This is a genomic window from Sphingomonas sp. NIBR02145, from assembly GCF_027359115.1.
GTDB lineage: Bacteria > Pseudomonadota > Alphaproteobacteria > Sphingomonadales > Sphingomonadaceae > Sphingomonas > Sphingomonas kyeonggiensis_A.
In genome coordinates this window covers 2,048,189-2,062,819 of the sequence record NZ_CP114791.1, presented here as the reverse complement: position 1 = coordinate 2,062,819, position 14,631 = coordinate 2,048,189, and the positions used below count along the sequence as shown (strand labels likewise).

The 14,631-nt window shown below is 67.1% G+C and carries 13 protein-coding genes; 6 read left to right on the top strand and 7 right to left on the bottom strand.

Annotation, left to right across the window (positions count from 1 at the left end):
• Positions 1-34 precede the first annotated feature (34 nt).
• The 3 genes from O3305_RS09085 to O3305_RS09075 all read left to right on the top strand — a co-directional run bounded on the left by O3305_RS09085 (position 35) and on the right by O3305_RS09075 (position 2,517).
• A complete protein-coding gene (locus O3305_RS09085; protein ID WP_269576106.1) occupies positions 35-403 on the top strand; it encodes a hypothetical protein in 369 nt (122 codons plus the stop codon).
• Positions 404-471: 68 nt separating this feature from the next.
• Positions 472-1,176, top strand: a complete 705-nt coding sequence (locus O3305_RS09080; RefSeq protein ID WP_269576105.1) for a response regulator transcription factor — start codon at positions 472-474, stop codon at positions 1,174-1,176.
• A gap of 3 nt (positions 1,177-1,179) precedes the next feature.
• Complete coding sequence (locus tag O3305_RS09075; RefSeq protein ID WP_269576104.1) at positions 1,180-2,517, top strand: sensor histidine kinase; 1,338 nt, start codon at positions 1,180-1,182, stop codon at positions 2,515-2,517.
• An 84-nt stretch (positions 2,518-2,601) separates the two neighbouring features.
• Here the strand turns inward: O3305_RS09075 and O3305_RS09070 are convergent, their stop codons facing one another.
• Together O3305_RS09070 and O3305_RS09065 are read right to left on the bottom strand one after the other, a co-directional pair.
• On the bottom strand, positions 2,602-5,157 hold the full coding sequence (locus tag O3305_RS09070; RefSeq protein WP_269576103.1) for a TonB-dependent receptor: 2,556 nt from the start codon (positions 5,155-5,157) through the stop codon (positions 2,602-2,604).
• A gap of 335 nt (positions 5,158-5,492) precedes the next feature.
• The gene (locus O3305_RS09065) at positions 5,493-7,952 is read right to left on the bottom strand and encodes a PhoX family protein (RefSeq protein WP_269576102.1); all 2,460 of its coding nucleotides are present in this window, start codon (positions 7,950-7,952) and stop codon (positions 5,493-5,495) included.
• A 160-nt stretch (positions 7,953-8,112) separates the two neighbouring features.
• On the opposite strand from O3305_RS09065, the gene O3305_RS09060 reads away from it, so the two are divergent.
• From O3305_RS09060 to O3305_RS09050, 3 genes are read left to right on the top strand one after another with little or no spacing between them, the layout of a single operon-like run.
• The gene (locus O3305_RS09060) at positions 8,113-8,640 is read left to right on the top strand and encodes a hypothetical protein (protein ID WP_269576101.1); all 528 of its coding nucleotides are present in this window, start codon (positions 8,113-8,115) and stop codon (positions 8,638-8,640) included.
• Positions 8,637-9,104, top strand: a complete 468-nt coding sequence (locus O3305_RS09055; RefSeq protein WP_269576100.1) for a type IV pilus inner membrane component PilO — start codon at positions 8,637-8,639, stop codon at positions 9,102-9,104. Before O3305_RS09060 ends, O3305_RS09055 begins: the two co-directional genes overlap by 4 nt.
• A complete protein-coding gene (locus tag O3305_RS09050; RefSeq protein WP_269576099.1) occupies positions 9,095-9,541 on the top strand; it encodes a hypothetical protein in 447 nt (148 codons plus the stop codon). The genes O3305_RS09055 and O3305_RS09050 overlap by 10 nt, the downstream gene beginning before the upstream one ends.
• Before the next feature lie 660 nt (positions 9,542-10,201).
• Here the strand turns inward: O3305_RS09050 and gspD are convergent.
• The 5 genes from gspD to gspG form a co-directional block, all read right to left on the bottom strand.
• Entirely contained in the window at positions 10,202-12,259 is a 2,058-nt protein-coding gene (gspD, locus tag O3305_RS09045; RefSeq protein WP_269576098.1) for a type II secretion system secretin GspD, read from the bottom strand.
• 11 nt (positions 12,260-12,270) lie between these two features.
• Positions 12,271-13,101 carry a type II secretion system protein N gene (locus tag O3305_RS09040; protein ID WP_269576097.1) on the bottom strand — a complete coding sequence of 277 codons (831 nt, stop codon included), beginning with the start codon at positions 13,099-13,101 and terminating at the stop codon, positions 12,271-12,273.
• Positions 13,101-13,427 carry a type II secretion system minor pseudopilin GspI gene (gene gspI, locus O3305_RS09035; RefSeq protein WP_269576096.1) on the bottom strand — a complete coding sequence of 109 codons (327 nt, stop codon included), beginning with the start codon at positions 13,425-13,427 and terminating at the stop codon, positions 13,101-13,103. The genes O3305_RS09040 and gspI overlap by 1 nt, the downstream gene beginning before the upstream one ends.
• A 107-nt stretch (positions 13,428-13,534) precedes the next feature.
• Positions 13,535-14,017: a prepilin-type N-terminal cleavage/methylation domain-containing protein gene (locus tag O3305_RS09030; protein ID WP_269576095.1), complete on the bottom strand. Its 483-nt coding sequence runs from the start codon at positions 14,015-14,017 to the stop codon at positions 13,535-13,537.
• 5 nt (positions 14,018-14,022) lie between these two features.
• Positions 14,023-14,484: a type II secretion system major pseudopilin GspG gene (gspG, locus tag O3305_RS09025; RefSeq protein ID WP_269576094.1), complete on the bottom strand. Its 462-nt coding sequence runs from the start codon at positions 14,482-14,484 to the stop codon at positions 14,023-14,025.
• Positions 14,485-14,631 lie beyond the last annotated feature (147 nt).

The following is a 14,631-nucleotide window of genomic DNA, read 5'->3' as shown; positions in this document are numbered from 1 at the left end:
ATTGAAGTGCGGGACCACAATATGGGGAAGCGACATGCGGATTATTGTGCCGATGCTGGCAGCGCTGGCGCTCGCGGGCTGCGGGGGCGGGAGCGAGGGCAATCTCACTGCCAATGATGCGGTGACGGCGCAGCCGCTCAACGGGGAGGACGCGGTCAACGCGGCCGATACGATCAACTACAGCGCCGAGGTGCTGAAGCAGAACGACGCGCAGCGCGGCGCGACCTTCATTCGCGCGCTCAAGGATGCGTCGCTCGAATGCGAGCATGTCGACAGCGCCACGCGCATCGCCGATCAGGACAAGGTGCCGACCTGGCGTGTCACCTGCCAGGGCGGCATCAACTACATGGTCAGCATCCCGCCCAACGGGATCGCGAAGATCATCAGCCGCACCGATCGCTGACGCCTTTCCAATCGACGGGATGCCGCCGCTTCTCTAAGAGAGCGGCGGCATCTGTCAGGATTTGCGCGTTGACCACTCCATCCCCCGAAAGCGAAGCCATCCGCCTCCTGCTGGTGGAGGATGACGAGCCCCTGCGCACAATGCTCGCCGACCAGCTCGAGGCGCGCGATTACGACGTGCATTCTGTGGCCGACGGGCGCGCGGCGATCGGGGCAGTCGGGGCCACGCCGTTCGACGTGATCATCCTCGATCGCATGCTGCCCTTTGTCGACGGGGTCGATGTGCTGCGCTGGCTGCGCGAGCAGGAGGTGAAGACCCCGGTGATCCTGCTCACCGCGCTCGGCCGCCTGCCCGAGCGGGTCGAGGGGCTGGAGGCGGGGGCCGACGACTATGTCGTCAAGCCGTTCGAGATCGACGAGCTCCACGCCCGTATTCGCGCGGTGCTTCGCCGGCGTACCGCCGCCAACGCCGACAGCGCCACGGTCACCGCCGGGGACATCACGGTCAGCGTCGCCCGCCACCGCGTCACCCGCGCCGGCAAACCGGTCGAGATGCACAAGACCGAGATCAAGCTGCTTGCCGAGCTGGTGCGCGAGGCCGGCACGGTGCTCACCCGCCCGCTGCTGCTCGAGCGGGTCTGGGGCTATGATTTCGTGCCGACCACCAACATCGTCGATGCCCATATCCGTCGCCTGCGCCAGCGGCTGGAGGCGACCGGACTGCCCGATCCGATCGTGACCGTCCGGGGCGTCGGCTACATGTTCCGCAGCTAGCGGATGGGGCCGCTCCGTTCGCTGCGGGCGATTGCCTTCGCCTTCATTGCGGCGATCACGCTGGCGACCCTGCTCACCTTCGCGGCGGTCTATTTCGCGCTGCTCGGCGCGATCGACCGCCAGGTCGACAAGCGGCTGGAGCGCGAGTCCGCCGCGCTGCTCCAGGGCAATCCGGACCGCGTGCTGCTCGGCCTGCGCATCGGCGAGGAGAGCCGGCGGCGTGACAGCGGTGATATCGGCTTCCTGCTCACCGATACGAACGGCCGGCGCCTGGCCGGCAATATCGAGCCCACCGCGCCTATCCCACCCGGCGTCTCGACCATCGATCACGGCGCGGGCATTCCGGGGCTCACGCGTGGTCGCGCCCATGTCGAGCGGTTGCCGGAGGGGCTTACGCTGACCCTGCTCGCCGAGAGCGAACCGATCGAGGATCACGACGCGCACCGGCTGCTGATCCTGGCATCGGGCTTCGGGGCAATCTTGCTGCTGGTGGTGCTGGGCATATTGGCGCTCAGTCTGACGATCCGGCGCAATATCGAGGCGGTCCGCGCCGCGGCCGAGGCGATCGTCGAAGGTGACATGCGCGCCCGTGTCCCGGTCGAGGCGCCGGGCACCGCTTTCGGGCGCCAGGCCAAGGCGTTCAACCGCATGCTCGATCGGATCGAGGCGCTGATGGCCAGCCTCGCCCAGGTTTCCAACGACGTGGCGCACGACCTGCGCACGCCGCTCGCGCGGCTGCGCGGACGCCTGGCCCTGCTCGCCGAGCGGCCGGAGGCGGGCCCGGTCTCGCCTGAGCTGGAGGAAGCGGCGGCCGAGGCGGAGGATATCCTCGCCATGTTCGCAGCAATCCTGCGTATCGCCGAAATTGAGGGTGGCGAGCGCCGCGCGATGTTCGAGCGGATCGATCTCGGTGCGCTCGCCGGCGATGTCGCGGAATCGCTCGAAGCGATGGTCGAGGACAGCGGGCGGGTATTGCGGCTCGGCACGCTTGTCCCGGCGCCGGTGGAGGGCGACGTCCGCCTGCTCACCCAGCTGCTGGTCAACCTGATCGAGAACGCGGTCAATCATACGCCGCCCAAGGCAACGATCACCGTCGAAGCGACGGTGCGGGGAGGGCGGGCGGTTCTCGCTGTGGCCGATAACGGCCCTGGGATCCCCGAGGGAGCCCGCAGCCGCGCGCTACGCCGCTTCGGGCGGCTCGATGGGAGCCGGGGCAGTCCGGGGCACGGCCTGGGCCTGCCGCTGGTCCAGGCGATCGCGACGCTGCATCGGGGCGAGCTTGAACTTGCCGATGCGAAGCCTGGCCTGATCGTCAGGATAAGCCTGCCGCTGGCTGGCTGACCTTTCCCGGCGAAGGCCTGCAAGCGAAACGGCCCGGATGGTGGGTACCATCCGGGCCGCTCCTGTTCGCCTTGAAGGGCAGGATCAGAACTTGACGCTGACCTCGCCGCCAAAGGTCCGCGGCGGATTGAAGTTGGCATAGTCGCCGAGGATGCCACCATAGTTGGTCGACACCAGTGCGCCATTGGCACCGTAGTTGAGCACCGGCGACGAGTTCGCGTCCGAGCGGCGATAGATATAGGTGTGGTCGAGCAGGTTGCGCGACCAGATCGACAGCGTCACCGTGCTGCCGTTCTTCATCTCGATGTCCGCCAGCGCGATGCGGCCGTTCACGACGAAGCTCGGGTCGGTCTTGGTCGGCTCGAGCTGGAAGCTGTACTGGCTGCTCGCATAGTTGGCGTCGAGGTGGATGCGCAGGTTTGCGCCGCCCGCGACAGGCACCGGCAGGACATAGTCGATTGCGCCCGAGGCCGCGTTGGTCGGCGTGTAGACGATGTAGAGCTGCTGCGGCAGGCCGCCGGTCAGCGGGTTCACCGCCGAAGGTGCCTTCCAATAAGTATAGGCATAAGAGCCGGTCAGCGTCAGCTCGCGGGTCGGCTTCAGCGTCAGGTCCGCCTCGATGCCGCGGATCTTGGTGTCGCCGGCATTCTGGGTCTGCTCGATATGGCTGCCGTTGGTGGGGCTGGTGGCCGAGGTGTCGAACAGGTCGAAGTCGAACTGCGTGTTGCTGCGGTTCATGATGTAGCCGGCCAGGTTGAGGCGGGCGCGATGATCGAGGAAGTCCATCTTCGCGCCGATCTCGTACGACTTCACCGATTCCGGCCCGAACGCGTTGAAGCTCTGCGAGCGGTCATTGGCGCCGCCGGCGCGGAAGCCGGTCGAGTATTTCGCATAGAAGTGCATGTCCGGCGTCGCGTCGTACGCGATGTTGAACATCGGGTCGAAGCGGTTGACGCTGTTCTCGAAGGAGAAGCCCTGCACGACGTTGTTGACGACGTAGAGGTTGCCGTGGCGCTTGTCCTTGGTGAAGCGGCCGCCGGCGGTGAAGTGCAGGCCCGTGCCTTCCGGTGAGAAGGTCAGGTTGCCGAACGCCGAGTAGTTGTGATCCCAGGCCTTGCTGGCGCGGGTGATGAACTGGCAGCTGTTGGCGAACTGCGGCACCGTCGCGGCCAGCGTGTTCACGCACGAGGCATTATAGGGCTGGTAGCCCGAATTGGCGCTGGTCACCGTGCCCGACACGATCGGGCTGCGGATGGTGTAGGCAGTACCGTCCGCGTTCCACAGGTTGCTCAGCGGGGTCGCTGCATATTCGGTGGCATGCTCGGTATAGTAATAGGCGCCCAGCACGAAATCGAACTGGTCGAAGCTGCCGACGGCCTGGAATTCCTGGCTGAACTGGTGCTGGTCGAGGAACGACAGGCTGTAGCGGCTGAAGTTCGCGTTCGGCGCATAGGTGCTGCGCTCCGGACCGCCCGAATTGTCCCACTGGTCGGTGGAGACGCCGCGCCATGCGGTGATCGAGCGCAGCTCGATGTTCGGCGAGACCTTGTACTTCAGGTTCGAAGTGAAGCCGTGGGTGATGTCCACGCTCGGCTGCTGCGGCACGCCGACATCGGCGACGGTCTGGCGATCGGGATGCACGCCGACCAGCGGCGCGCGCGGGGCGACGCAGACCGGCTTGGTGCTGCCCGCCGCGATCGTGCCGCCACATGCCGTGGTGGTGCCCGGCAGATAGAGGGTGGTGCCGATCGTGCCGCTCGCCGGGGTGTAGCTTCCGACGGCATAGCCCTTCGGATTGTAGTTGATCAGCTGGCTGTACTGCGGGGTGTTCTCGTCCTTCGCGTAATCATACGAGAAGTCCGCGGTCAGGCCGTCGAACGGGGTCCAGCGCGCGGCGGCGCGGCCGCCCTTGCGATCATAATAGTTCCAGCCGGTCGAGCCCTCGAGCGGGTCTTTCACGGTCGGATCCTGGTGCTGGTAGACGCCGTCGAACTTGAGCGCGATGTTGGCGAAGGCGGGCAGGTCGATATGCGCTTCGGCGTTGCGGCTGCCGTAATTGCCCAGGCCGGCGGTCATGCGGGCGCCGAACTCTCCGGTGGGTGCGCGGGTGACGAGGCTGAGTGCGCCGCCTTCGGTGTTGCGGCCGAACAGCGTGCCCTGCGGGCCCTTCAGCACTTCGATGCGCTCGATGTCGAACAGTGCGGCATTCAGGCCCTGGGTCTTACCGAGGGCAACGCCGTCGATATAGACGCCCACGCCGGCATCGCGCGCGGTCTGGTTCTGGTCATAGGGGACGATGCCGCGGATGCCGATGGTCAGCGCCGACTGGCGCGCCTCGAAAGTGGCGACGCGCAGCGACGGCACGGTGCCGTCTGCCAGGTTGAACAGGCTCTGGACGTGGCGATCCTGCAGCGCCTCGGTGCTCAGCACCGAGATCGAGATCGGAGTCTCCTGCAGGTTGGTCTCGCGGCGCTGCGCAGTGACGACGATGTCGGTCAGGCCGGTCTGGTCGTCATCGGGCGCAGCGGTCTGGGTCGCCGGGTCGGCAGCCTGCTGCTGGGCGAGCGCCGGCGTGGCTGCCAGCGCCAGCAGGGTCGAGCCCGCCAGCAGCGACAAACGGAAGCGCGAGAAATTCTGCATTAGGTTAACCCCCAAAGGTCAGGTCTGGTTCTGACGGGGCGCCTACGCAGCGTAGTTGGCAGTTATGTTACTTCGATAGTAATGTATAAATACACGTCATGACATTTTCGTTTCATAATCGACATATTAAAATACGATCTGGAATGATTGTGATGTAATATGAAATTGGTCGATATATTATCCGTGGTTATGAAAGTTAAATAAAGTTTATTCTGAGTTATATCTTGCTGGCTGCGCTGAAGTTTATCCTTGGGCTGCGGGTTTGATTGTGTCCCGCAAACAAAAAGGGAGGCCCCTCGCGGAGCCTCCCTCGTTGTTTTCGAAAGCAGGTCGGATCAGAGGCCGACCACGCCGCCGTCATTCTTGGTGATGATCACGATCGCCGAGCGCGGGCGGATCGTGGCGCCGGCGGTGCCGGTCGCCTGGCTGTCCGGCCAGTGGCTCGACGGTGCCGCCGGGGTGCCGTTCTCACCCGGGTGCTGGATGCCGACGAACAGCGTGCGGCCGTCCGGTGTCGAGTCCACGCCGGTGATCTCGCACTCGACCGGGCCGACCAGGAAGCGCTTCAGGTTCGCGCCCGGCGCCGCGCCGATGCGGGTCGCCTGGGTCGCGGTCGCGCCGCCCGTGCCGGTGTTGGTGATCGTGCGCGCGCCGCCATCGCCGACGGTGCCCGGCTGGGCCGCGAGCATCATGCAGTTGGTGACGTCGGTATAGGCGCCGTCGTCGGTCTGCAGCCACATGATCGGCTTGACCAGGCCCGATGCGTTGGTCGCGCGGCCGAACCAGCAGCCGTCGGGCGACGAGAAGTCGTTGTCCGCGGTCAGGCCCGACAGGTTGATGTTGGTCGCATCCAGGTCCGCACCCGCGCCGAAGGCGAAGATGTCCCAGGTGAAGGTCAGCGATTCGGTGCTGGTTTCCTTGATCCGGATAACATGGCCGTTCGGGTTGCCATACTGTGCCGTGCCGGCGGTGCCGTACGGATCGTTATAGTGGCGCGGATTGGCCGCGTCGGTGCCGTTCAGCGGACGCAGCGTGGCGTTGTTGTTGGTGAGAGTGAGGTAGACTTCGCCGGTCACCGGGTTCACCGCGGTCCATTCCGGGCGGTCCATTGGGGTTGCGCCGACCACGTCCGCGGCGAGGCGGGCGTTGACGAGCACGTCCGCCTGGTCGGCGAACGGATAGACTGCGCTGGCGGCGGTGATGCCGTTCTGGCCGAACACCAGGGCGACCCAGCTGCCGGTGCCGTCTGCAGCGAACTTGGCGACATAGAGCGTGCCGGCGTCGAGATACTTGTCGCCGATCGCCAGGCGATCGGTCGCGGTCGCATCGGTTGCCACCCAGGCGGTGTTCGAGACGAACTTGTACAGATACTCGCGGCGCGAATCGTCGCCCATGTACCAGGCGGGCTTGGTGCCGGCGACGAACTTGCCCGGCCAGCAGCCTTCATGGCCCAGGCGACCCAGAGCGGTGCGCTTGCGCGGCGTCGATGTCGGCGCGTACGGATCGATCTCGACCACCCAGCCGAACTGGTTCGGCTCGTTGCGGTAATCGGCGAGCGCGCTGGCGCCGGTCGCGCGAGCGTCCCAGCGGCGGAACGTCGTGTTGGCGGTGTCGGCGGCTACGACGGTCGACCAGCCATAGCTGCCCGTGCTGCTCGTCACGCCATAGCGGCTGAGCGCGGTCAGCTCCTTGGCGGTGCGAGCGGCATTGTCACCCGAGCGGCGGAAATAGCCGGCCCAGTTCTCTTCGCAGGTCAGCAGCGTGCCCCAGGGGGTGTAGCCGTTTGCGCAGTTGTTGATCGTGCCGCGGCCCGCAACGCCGGTCGGCGAATAGGGGGTCTTGATCAGGTCCGAGCCCTTCACCGGCCCGTTGAACACCATCGGGGTGTTCGGGGTGATGCGGCGGTTGAAGGTCGAGGTCGACGAGAAGGTCCAGGCGCGGCTGGCGCCTTCCGAATATTCGACGACCGAGACGCCGTGGCACTCGATCTCCTTCAACGCTTCCGCCTCGGGGCGCACGCCGCCCGGCGAGGTGGCGCCGGCGGTGTGGAGATACTGCTGGTTGATGTTCTCGTGGTTCTGCACGATCAGGCCGCGGGTCGAGCTGGTCTCGTCGCGGGCGCCGGTGGTGCTCAGGCCGAACCAGAACAGCGCGTCGCCATGGTCGCCGATGCGGTTGGCGAAGCCGGTGTCGGTGCCGTCATTCTTGTACGCTGCGGCGCTGCCGGTGATCGGGTCGCCCAGGCGCGCGCCGATCTGCACGGTGTAGCCGGTCGGCACGGTGACGACGTCGTTCTTGTTCTTCGCGACGGCGGTGAAGCCCAGCGCGGTCGGGTTCACCGTCACTTCGACGGTCGAGATGCCCGCGGTGCCGGTGCTGTTCGCGGCGGCCAGCTGGAAGGTGAGCTTGGTCGCGGTGGCGACCGACGGAGCCAGGAAGCTGGTGGTGAGCGCGTTGGTGCTGCTCAGCGTCACGGTCGGGCCGGCAACCTGGGTCCAGGAATAGGCTTCGGCGCTGCCGGTGCCGGTCAGCGTCACGGTGCGGCCCGAAGCAGTGGTCGCGGCCGAGCCGGCGCTGATCGTCGGTGCGGTCAGTTCCTCGGTCTTGCTGTCGCAGGCCGCGAGGACCGAGCCGCCCATGGTGGCGGCGACGATCGCCGCGCCGCCGCGCTGCAGCGTCTGGCGACGCGAATAGCGCTGGTCGGCCAGCTCGTTCAGCGTCGGGCCGGTGTTGTGGATGTTCTGATCGACGTCGCCATCGGTGTAGCCGAAGCCGGTCTCGGTGAGATTGGTCATGGAAACCCCCAAGCAGCCGAGTCACTGGCGACCCGGTCGCCCGGTCCTTGGAAGCGGGACGTGACGGCAGCATGCGATTGTCGTTTCGTCGGCGTGACTTTTCTGTTGCCGCTTCATGACGCTTTGCGCGGGCGCCCGGCAGCGTCTAGGCAGGCGGCCGATGGACGCCACAGATCCCGAGCCCCAGATGCCTCCGGCGCCGGCGCATAGCCTTTCGCAGCGTCTGGCAGCTACGCTGCGCGGCCTGCCCTTGCCCGCAGGAGGCTGGCGTGTGGCGACGGCATTCGGCGCGCTGCTCGCCGCCGGGCCGCTGCTCACCCTCGCCGGCGCCTCCATGCTCGTCCAACATGAAAAGCGTGCGACAGCGAAGCTGCAGGACCAGTTGGCCCCGCGCCTCCAGGCCGAAGCCGCTGCGCGCGAGGCGCGCACCGCGCTCGCCAATGCCGCCGGCCGTGCCGCACCGGGGCAGGTTGTCGAGCTGCTCTCCGGCGTACTGCCACCCGAGGCAAAGCTTACCCGGATCGAGCGGACTCGCGACGGCGGGCTCGAGTTCGACGTGGCGGGAAGCGATCCCGACGCATTGCGCGCCGCCGTCCGCCGCGCGCCCGAATTCGCCGGCATGCGCAATACCAGCCAGCGCCATGCCGATGCGGCGATGATCGTCTCGATGCGCGAGGACGCGCAATGAAGCTTCCTCCCATCGTCATCGGCGGCTTGGCGGGCTTGGTCGTCGCGCTGCTGCTCGCCCCGGCCACCGGCACTGCGCTCGGCGAGCTTGCGGCGGCAAGGGCCGAGCGCGCAAAGTTCGCCGCCGTCGCAGCGCAACCTGCGGCGCCGCCACCTTTGCTCGCCCCGGGCCTCGGCCTGCATGTCGCTGACCCTGCCGCCGGTCGTGCAGCGATCCTGCAACGGGTCCGAGGGCTCGCGCAGTCGGGAGGCGTGCTGGTCGAGGAGGCGGGCGTTGCAGCGGCGCCGGAGGGCGTGGTCGCGCTGCGCATCCGCCTGTCCGGCGCGGAAAAGGCCGTGGTTGCGCTCAGCGACGCGTTGGAGCGCGGCAAGCCGCTGATGCGCCTGCGGACCTGGCGGATCGAACCGATCCCCGAGGGCGGCGGCGTTCGGCTGATCGGCGAGGTGGTCGCGGCATGGCGATGAAGTTTCGCCCCGAATGGGCCGCGCTGGCTGCCGCCGCGGTGCTGGCGATCGGCATGCCGGCGCTGCTCCTGCTCCCTGGCGTAACGGGCAAGGCTCCGAAGGCGCCGCCGGTACCCGCCCCGATCGGCGCAGGCTCGATACCGCCGCTCGCCCGTGCCTATGAGCGCCCGCTGTTCGGTACGTCCGAGCCCGCCGCAGCGCCCACCGATGCGCCCCAGCTGGTCGGCATCGTCGGCCGGCTCAATGTCGATGCGGTCGCGCTGGTCAGGTCGAGCGACGGTTCCACCCGCACGCTGAAGGTGGGGGAAAGCGTCGACGGCTGGAGCCTCGCCAGCCTGGCGATCGATGCGGCCTTCTTCACCCGGGGCAGCGAGCGGGTGCGGGTGCCCCTGCCGATCGAACCGAGCGGGGATGAGGCTGCGGGACGGGTTGGCTAGTAGCGCTAAGGACCCATTTGCGGGCGTGTGGCTGTCTTAATAAGGTAAAGCCTCACCCGGTGGGGGTAGATTAGTGGCGCGAAAGAATCTCGTTCAAAGGATTGCCCGTAAATGCGGTGGCCTTAAAGCGCTCGGGTTGAGGCACTTAGCAACGCTACGGAAGCAGCGGGATGACGCAAATTGGACTTATGTTCAGAGCGTTCTTGCGTCGATCGGAAGCCTTATGATGAGCTGGGGGTTGATAGAGCGTCAAATCAACACTCTTATCTGCCAATATCATCACATCGCTTCTGATAAATTGCGCACGAGAGGGTTGCCTAGTTCGCTGGGTGAAAAGATCGCCTACCTTGTAGTCATCGGAAATGATGAGCGCATGCCGAGTGTTTTGCGTTCGGCTATCAAGGAATGGGTGCCCGCTATTGGGAGGTTACGGTCTCACCGTGATTGGATTGTGCACGGAAACCTATCTCAGGTAGGCCGCACATTTCGTTGGCGAGCGCAACTTCTGACACTTCGTGGGCATGAGCCAGCGTTCGAGGACCGATATTTCACAAATGATGAATTGCAGGAAAGGATGCGTGAAATTGGAGCCCTCTCTCACGCTATGGCGATAGTGCTCACGCCGATACTCCTGGGAAATGTGAACACTGCCTCCGCCCCTCAATAAATCCCGTCGATCTCCACCGTAAGCCGCGGCGTCGGCGGGGCGAGGAGCAGGCTGCCGCGCTTGGCATTGGCGATCTCGTCGGCGCGCAGCCGGGCATAGCGGTCCTTCGCTGCCGCCGCCGCATCGGCGCCGTCGCGCAGGATCGTCGGCTTGAGGAAGATGAACAGGGTGCGCTTCTGGTGCTGCTCGCGCCGGCTCTTGAACAGCTCGCCGACGATCGGGATGTCGCCCAGGATCGGCACCTGCTGGCGCGTGTCGGTATAGTCGTCGGCGGTCAGGCCGCCGAGTACGATCGTCTGGCCATTGTCGGCGAGCACCGTGGTGGTGATCGCGCGGCGATTGGTGACCAGGTCCGATGCCGCGGCGGTCTGCGCGGCGGCGATCGACGAGGCTTCCTGGTTCACCTGCAGCCGGATTGTGTCCCCCGCATTGACCCGCGGAAGCACGCGCAGGGTGATGCCCACGTCCTTGCGCTCGATCGTCGTATAGGGGTTCACCGTCGAGCTGTCGGTCAGGATCGACCCGGTCAGGAACGGCACGTTCTGGCCCGAGACGAACTCGCCCGCGACATTGTCGAGCACGGTGATCTGCGGCGTGGAGAGCAGGTTGGCGCGGGTCGAGGTGCCCAGCGCCTGCACCAGGATCGAGAAATCGTCGCCGATCGCGAAATTGGCGTTCAGGCCATTGCCCAGCACCGATCCGGCCGGCACGCCCAGCGCCTTGAGGATCGTGCCCAGCGACGCGCCCGACTGGTCGAAAGAGGTGCCCACGCCCTTCACCTGGTCGAGCACCGCGCCGCTCGTGCCGATCTGCACGCCCAACTGCTCGGCATCGTCGCCGGTGATCTCGGCGATCGCGGCTTCGATCAGCACCTGCGGGCGGCGCACGTCGAGATCGGTGATCAGCGGCTCGATCGCGGCGATCGCGGCAGGCGTACCACGCACCACCACGGCGTTGAGCTCCGGAGCCGGCTGCACGTTGAGCTCGGGCGTCGAGAAGCCCCTCGGCGTCGGCGTCTGCACGTTCTGCATCGTCGTGCCGTTGGTCTGGGCATTCTGCATCGCGCTGCCGATCCCGCCGCTGGTCGAGGCCGAGCTGTTGGGAAGGGCGGAGATGTTCTGGTTGCTCTGGCTCAGCCGCGCGAACGGGTTCGAGCTGCCGCTACCCAGGCTCTTCGCCACGGGATTGTCGGCGCTGTCGCCCTGGCCGAGCACGCCGCGCAGCACGTCGGTCACCGTCTCGGCATCGGCATAGTTCAGGCGGAACATGCGGGTGATCGGCGTGGCGCCGCCCGGCTGGTCGAGCGAGATCAGCATCTTGCGCGCCTCGGCGACCGAAGCCGGGGTGCCGCGCACGATCACCGTGTTGCTGCGCGCATCGGCGGCCACCCGCGTGCCGTCGCCCAGCACGGCCTGAAGCGACTGCGCCACGTCGGTCGCATTGCCGTTCTTCAGCGAGAAGGTGATGAAGGTCGCGCCGCTGCCGCCGTCGAGCTGGCGGGCGATCGCCTCCACCCGGCGGACATTGTCGGCATAGTCGGTGATGACCACGGCGTTGGGCGTGCTCAGCGGCTCGACGCTGCCGAAGGTCGCGACCAGCGGGCGCACCACGCGGGCGACATCGGCGGCGGGCACGTTCTGCAGCCGCACCATCCGCGTCACCAGCTCCTGGCCCGAGGCGCCGCGGCTCGGGATGCCGCCGTCGCGCACCGCATTGGCCGCCGGCACGATCCGCCAGGCCCGGCCCGAGCGCACCGCCGCGAAGCCGTTGGCGCGCAGCACCGACTGGTACAGCTCCCACACGCCCTGCGGCGACAGCGGGGTCGAGGAGGTGACGGTCACCGTGCCCTTCACCGCCGGATCGAGGATCAGCGTCCGCCCGGTGATGCGCGAGATCTGGTCGGATACGTCCGAGATCTCGACGCCGCGCATGTTCACCACCACGTCGCCGGTGCCGGCATCCTGCGGGGCGGGTGCAGTCTGGGCGATGGCAACCGTGTCCAGGGCGATCCCGGCGAGCGCGAGTGCGGCGATGGCGGAGCGAATCTTCACAGGGGCACTTTCTAACGGAGCGGCACGGTAAGCGTGATACGCTTGCCGTCGCGAAGGATCTGGATCTGGGCGTTGCCGTTCGCCTGGGCCGCCGCGAAGGCGCCCTGGGCTGCGGCGGGGTCGGACAGCGACGTGCCGTTGACCGACTGGATCACGTCACCCGCCACCATGCCGGGCGGGCCGTTGTCGCCGATACGGTATCCGCCCGGCACGGGGGACGCATCGAAGCGCTGGAGGATGCTGCCCACGCTCGCCTGGGGCGGGCCGGCGGGGGGAGGCGGGGCGCCCGGAACGGTGCGGATCGGCGGTGCCCCTGCGGGCGCGGTCACCGGATTGGCGGGGGCAGGGACGGGCTGGCCCTGCGCCGCTGCCTGCCGCTGCTCGGGCGTCAGCGTCGGATCCGGGAAGGCGAGGAACTCGTTGCGCCCGCCATTGGCGAGGATCACCCGGTCGCGCAGGATCGACTGGATCGTCGCGCCGTTGAGATTGTCGCCTACCTTGTACGCCTTGGCCGGCTGGCCGCTGATCGAGATGAACGCGCTGGAGAGCTCGCCCGGTCCCGCGGCGATCACGCCCTTGAGTTCGAGCGGCAGGCTCGTCGCCTGGCCAGCCTCGGAGACCGAGGGCTTGCCGAACGGTGCCAGCGCCACCGCCGCGCCGATATCGGGTGCCACGGCCGGGCCGCTGGCCCCCGAAGGCACGGTGATCGCGCCGGTGCCGGCATGGCCGGCGATCCGCCAGGTCAGCCCGGCAAGCGCCACCGCCACCGAGACGACCATGGCGCCGGTGAACAGGTTGAGTCCGATGCGCGCCTGGCGCGGGGTCAGGGTAAGGCCGGTCATTACAGCTTCCGTCCGTCCACGAAGCCGTCGAGCGATGCAAGCGCGCTGTTCTCCTGCCCCGCGAACACCTGGACGCGAACGCGCTGAATCTCGGGATCGTCGGTCCGCCGCCGATCCACCGAAACCCGCCATGCCTGGCCCATCATCTCCACCTGCTCGCTCCCCGGCGCGCCCGCTTCCAGCTCGGCGAGCCGGTTCTCGGCCACCCACATGGCCGTAGTGCGGCGCTCGATCGCCCGGGTGGAATCGATATGCGATTCGACCGTGCGCATCAGGCCCACCGTAGCGATGGCGAGCACCGCGAGCGCGACAAGGGCTTCGATCAATGAAAACCCGGCGTCGTCGTGCCCGCCGTCATCCGGCGGAAAAGCTGGGCCCCGGCTTTCGCCGGGGAACAGCTTTGCGTGTTCCGCTAGGGGAGGCAGCGCAACCTTCACAACTTCAATCCCGTCGCCGGAAACGCACGCACGGTCATTCCGTCATAGACGACCGTCCACTTCCGCTGCCCGCTCTCGATCACCGCCTGCATCGGCTTGCCCGCGCCATCTACGCCGAGCACCACCGGTGGCTTGACGCTCAGCGTCATCACCATGCCGCCAGGCAGCTGATGGAAGCCGAACGCCTTGTCCGTCCTTGGCACGATTCCGCCGTCGCGGTTCATCACCGCGAAGCCATAGCCGTCCTTGCGCACGGTGAAGGCGACGGTCCGGTCGCCGAGCATCGCATCGTCCGCCGCCGACTGGAGCATGGTCGCCAGCCGCCGCGCCTCGGTCTCCACGCTCGGCGCGCGGGTAACCGAGCCCATGCCGAGCGCCACCGCGCCCGCCATCACGCCGATGATGGCCAGCACCACGAGCATCTCGACGAGCGTCATGCCCGTCTCGGAGGGGCGTCCAGTGATGTCGGCCCCCCGCATGGGGATCAGCCCTTGCCTTCGATGTCGGCGTCCACGCCTTCGCCGCCCACCTTGCCGTCCTTGCCGAGCGAGCGAATCGTGAAGGCGCCGCCTTCCGAGCTGTACTCATAGGGCTTGCCCCAGGCATCGAGCGCGGGGGCGGAGAGATAGCCGCCCTGCGGGAAGGTCGCCGGCAGCGGCGGCGTCGTGGTCTTCTCGACCAGCGCCTTCAGCCCCTGCTGGGTGGTGGGATAGTCGCCATTGTCGAGCCGGTACATCTTGAGCGCGCCGGATATGGCGGCGATGTTGCTCTTGGTGGCGGTCGCCTTTGCTTCGTCCGGGCGGCCCATCACGTTCATCGCGACAAGCCCCGCCACGATCGCAATAATCACCAGCACGATCATCATTTCGATGAGTGTCAAACCGGCCTCGCCGTCGGGCACGGCGTGCTTGCGGTCCTGCACCTTAGGTGCAATGTGAGTACGCACCCCAGGTGCGATGTCATGGAACTGTTTCAAAACTATGCGCATCCCCGCCCCATGCGTCCTGCCCATGAAGCAAATGTGACAATGAGCCCAAACGCCACGGGTGCGCCCGACCCAAATATTCCCTCCGCCGCAGGTGTGTGGACGCTG

Excerpts from the sequence above, each read along its gene's own strand:
- O3305_RS09085 (WP_269576106.1), top strand. The coding sequence starts at position 35 with ATGCGGATTATTGTGCCGATGCTGGCAGCGCTGGCGCTCGCGGGCTGC.
- O3305_RS09075 (WP_269576104.1), top strand. The coding sequence starts at position 1,180 with ATGGGGCCGCTCCGTTCGCTGCGGGCGATTGCCTTCGCCTTCATTGCG.
- O3305_RS09070 (WP_269576103.1), bottom strand. The coding sequence starts at position 5,157 with ATGCAGAATTTCTCGCGCTTCCGTTTGTCGCTGCTGGCGGGCTCGACC.
- O3305_RS09065 (WP_269576102.1), bottom strand. The coding sequence starts at position 7,952 with ATGACCAATCTCACCGAGACCGGCTTCGGCTACACCGATGGCGACGTC.
- O3305_RS09060 (WP_269576101.1), top strand. The coding sequence starts at position 8,113 with ATGGACGCCACAGATCCCGAGCCCCAGATGCCTCCGGCGCCGGCGCAT.
- O3305_RS09055 (WP_269576100.1), top strand. The coding sequence starts at position 8,637 with ATGAAGCTTCCTCCCATCGTCATCGGCGGCTTGGCGGGCTTGGTCGTC.
- O3305_RS09050 (WP_269576099.1), top strand. The coding sequence starts at position 9,095 with ATGGCGATGAAGTTTCGCCCCGAATGGGCCGCGCTGGCTGCCGCCGCG.
- O3305_RS09040 (WP_269576097.1), bottom strand. The coding sequence starts at position 13,101 with ATGACCGGCCTTACCCTGACCCCGCGCCAGGCGCGCATCGGACTCAAC.
- O3305_RS09030 (WP_269576095.1), bottom strand. The coding sequence starts at position 14,017 with ATGCGGGGGGCCGACATCACTGGACGCCCCTCCGAGACGGGCATGACG.